Annotated in this window: 3 protein-coding genes and 1 pseudogene; all 4 read left to right on the forward strand. The window is 67.8% G+C overall.

Annotation, left to right across the window (positions count from 1 at the left end; translation table 11 throughout):
- Window positions 1-457, forward strand: a pseudogene (locus tag DQ229_RS16460) (phage portal protein); the annotation flags it as partial.
- Window positions 457-1,890, forward strand: a complete 1,434-nt coding sequence (locus tag DQ229_RS04540; protein ID WP_114965094.1) for a S49 family peptidase — start codon at window positions 457-459, stop codon at window positions 1,888-1,890. The pseudogene DQ229_RS16460 and the gene DQ229_RS04540, both read left to right, overlap by 1 nt.
- 97 nt (window positions 1,891-1,987) lie before the next feature.
- Window positions 1,988-2,377: a head decoration protein gene (locus DQ229_RS04545; RefSeq protein WP_114965095.1), complete on the forward strand. Its 390-nt coding sequence runs from the start codon at window positions 1,988-1,990 to the stop codon at window positions 2,375-2,377.
- A gap of 48 nt (window positions 2,378-2,425) precedes the next feature.
- The coding region (locus DQ229_RS04550; RefSeq protein WP_155326443.1) for a major capsid protein at window positions 2,426-3,427 on the forward strand (1,002 nt) is incomplete at its 3' end.

The following is a 3,427-nucleotide window of genomic DNA, read 5'->3' on the forward strand; positions in this document are numbered from 1 at the left end:
CCGCCGCGTCTCGGCCTGGCAGCATTCGGTCATGGTCTGGCAGCTCTGCCGCCCGGTCTATGCCCGCTGGATGGATGCCGCGGTGCTGTCGGGCGCGCTCACCCTGCCCGGCTATGAGGCGAACCGCGCGCGGCTGCTGACTGCGGACTGGCTGCCCACGAAATGGGACTGGGTCGATCCGCTAAAGGACGCCAATGCCGAAATCGCCCAGATCGAGGCGGGGCTCAAATCCCGGACGCAAGCCATCGCCGAGCGCGGCTATGACGCTGAACAGGTCGACCGCGAAATCGCGGCGGAGCGGGCGCGCGAACGCGCGCTGGGCCTCGACTTCCGGCGGCCGGGATCGCCCGCCCAAGGCCTGCAGGCGGTGCCGGGCGCCGACGACAACACTCACGACGACGCCGACAGCACCGATGACGCGGAAGACCGCCAGCGCACAGACGAGGACGAACCCTGATGCTCCACGCCCGCATTGCCGCGCGCGCCTTCAACACGCCCCTGCTGGTGGAACCCTCCAAGGCCATGGCGTTTCTGTCCGGCCTTGGCCCACGCATTCTCGGGCGGCCGGTCGAGTTGGCGGACAGCGTCGAGGTAGCAGAGAACACCACCGCCCCGCCTGCCCGCGCCAGTTTACTGGCGGGTGGGCTGGCAGTTAGTTACCGCCCGCATGGCGATGCGCCCTATCCGGTCGTCGACGGCATCGCCATGATCGAGATCGCAGGCGTTCTGATCCATCGCGGCGGGTGGATCGGCCAATCCTCGGGCCAGACCAGCTACGAGGGAATCGCAGCGCAGATCGAGGCGGCGGCCAGCGATCCCTCCGTGCGCGGCCTCGCCTTGGAAATCGACAGTTTCGGGGGCGAGGTTGCCGGGGTTTTTGATCTCGCAGATCGCATTCGTGCCATTCGGGCCCGCAAACCTGTCTGGGCCTTTGTCGCCGAGCACGCCTTCTCGGCGGGCTATGCGCTGGCCAGCCAGGCCGACCGCATCCTGTTGCCGCGCACTGGCGCGCTGGGCAGTATCGGGGTCGTGGTGCTGCATGCCGACTTGAGCGGGCAGCTCGATCAGGACGGGGTGCGCGTCACGCTCATCCATTCCGGCCGCCACAAGGTCGATGGCAATCCGTATCAGCCCCTGCCCGAGTCCGTGCGCGGCGACATTCAGCGCGAGATCGACGTGCTGCGGTTTCTGTTCGCGGAAACCGTAGCGGCGGGGCGTGCGGGGCGGCTGAGCCAGGAGGCAGCGCTGGCGACCGAGGCCGCGACCTTCCGCGGCGCGGACGCCGTCGCCGCAGGTCTTGCCGATGAGGTCACCGACCTGGCGCGGGGCTTCGCGGCCTTTCGCCAGATGCTGACGCGCACACCGGTCCTTTCACCCGCGCGCACGCGGCGCGCGTCCCTTCCCCAACCCAGACAGGAGGCAATGATGGCCACCGAGAACGACCCCACCGACGGCCCGCAGGACACCGAGATCGGTGTGACGGACATCGACGAGGGTGAAACCAATGCTGCCGATGATCTGCCTGCCGTTACTGAGCCGTCCCCCGCAGCGGCTGCTCTGCCCAGTGCGGCGACCCCTTCCCCTACGCCAACCGCCCCGCAGGCTGGCAATCTGGCCGATCTCTCGGCACAGCTGCGCGAAGCGGCGGCGGAGATCGCCGAGATCGCGGCACAGGCGGGCCGCCTCGGCATCACCATCGACGCGGCGAAGGCCCTGCGCGAGGGCACCACCCCCGAGGCCCTGCGCCGCCTGGTGCTCGAGCGCGCCAGCGCCGCCGCAGATGCGCGCGATATCGTCGCCGCCCCGCCCTCGTCGGTCATCCCCAAAACGTCCGAGAGCCCGATCGTGGCCGCCGCAAAACGCGCGGCCGTCGCAGGTGCCAAGGGCTGAAGCCCGCTCTCGACCCTGTCGCCCTGCCACCTGATCCCCCGCCGCGCCTCCCCGGCGGGGGATTTCATTTGCATCCCCTCTCAGAAGGATCCTGCCCATGACCGTCCTCAGAAAACCCGCCACGATGGGCGATATCCTCAAATACGAGGTCAACCCGAATTACAATCGCGAGAGTGTCACGTTGCTGGAAGGGACCAGCTACCACGCCGGCGCCGTGCTCGGCCGCATCACCGCATCGGACAAGTACCGCCTGTCGCCGGCCGCCGAGGTCGTCGGGAACGAAGGAGCGGAGACCGCAGTTGCCGTGCTGCTCTACGCGGTCGATGCCAGCGCCACCGACTCCATTGGCGTGGTGGTCGCGCGCGGCCCCGCCATCGTCTCGAAGATGGCGCTCGTTTTTGATGCCACCGTCGATGACGCGCCCAAGACCGCCACCAAGCATGGCCAACTGGCCGCGCTCGGCATCGTCCCGCGCGACACCGCCTGATCCGGCCGCGCGCACCTCTTCCCTGCCCCTCTTTCCCCGGAGTTCCCCATGACCATCACCCGCAACCCGTTCGACGCGGGCGGCTATTCGCTCGCCGAGATGACGCAGGCCATCAACATCCTGCCCAATCTCTACACCCGTCTTGGCCAGATCGGCCTTTTCCGGTTCCAGGGGGTGACGCAGCGCTCCATCGTGATCGAGCAGCGCGAGGGGGTGCTGAGCCTCCTGCCCTCGGTCCCGCTGGGCGCGCCTGCCACCGTCGGAAACCGCGAGGCGCGCTCGATGCGCAGCTTCGCCCTGCCCTGGATCCCGCATGATGACGTGATCCTGCCCAATGACATTCAGGGGGTGCCCATGCTCGCGCGCTCGGACGCGCCGGACCGTCTAGCCGAAGTGATGACGGACAAGCTGACGCTCATGCGCCGCCAGCACGCCCAGACCCGCGAATACATGGAGATGAACGCGCTGCGTGGCGTCGTGAAGGACGGCGCTGGCACCACGCTCTACAATTACTTCACTGAATTCGGGCTCGAGCAGATCTCGGTCGACTTCGTCTTCGGCACCGCGGGCACCAACATCCAGGGCAAGGTCCGCACCACCCTGCGCGCGATCGAGGACAATCTTCTGGGCGAGACCATGACCACCGCCCATGCGCTGGTCAGCTCCGAGTTCTTTGAGAAGCTGATCAGCCACCCCAAGACCGAGGAAGCCTACAAGTTCTTCTCGGCCACTGGCGGCCAGCCGCTGCGCGAGGACATGCGTCGCGCCTTTCCCTTCGCGGGTATCCTCTTCGAGGAGTATACGGGTTCGGCCACCCTCTCGGGCGGCGGGACGGAACGGTTCATCCCTGCGGGCGAGGGCATCGCCTTCCCGATGGGCACGTTTGACACCTTCACCACCTATGGCGGGCCTGCCAATCTCCTTGAGGCGGCCAATACGGTCGGCTTGCCCCTCTATGCCCGTCAGCACCTCGATGAGAAGGGGCGCTGGATCGATCTGATGACCGAGGCCTCGATCCTGCCGGTCAACAAGCGCCCGCGCCTCGCGATC

This window comes from Alkalilacustris brevis (genome assembly GCF_003350345.1).
In the GTDB taxonomy this organism is placed as follows: domain Bacteria; phylum Pseudomonadota; class Alphaproteobacteria; order Rhodobacterales; family Rhodobacteraceae; genus Alkalilacustris; species Alkalilacustris brevis.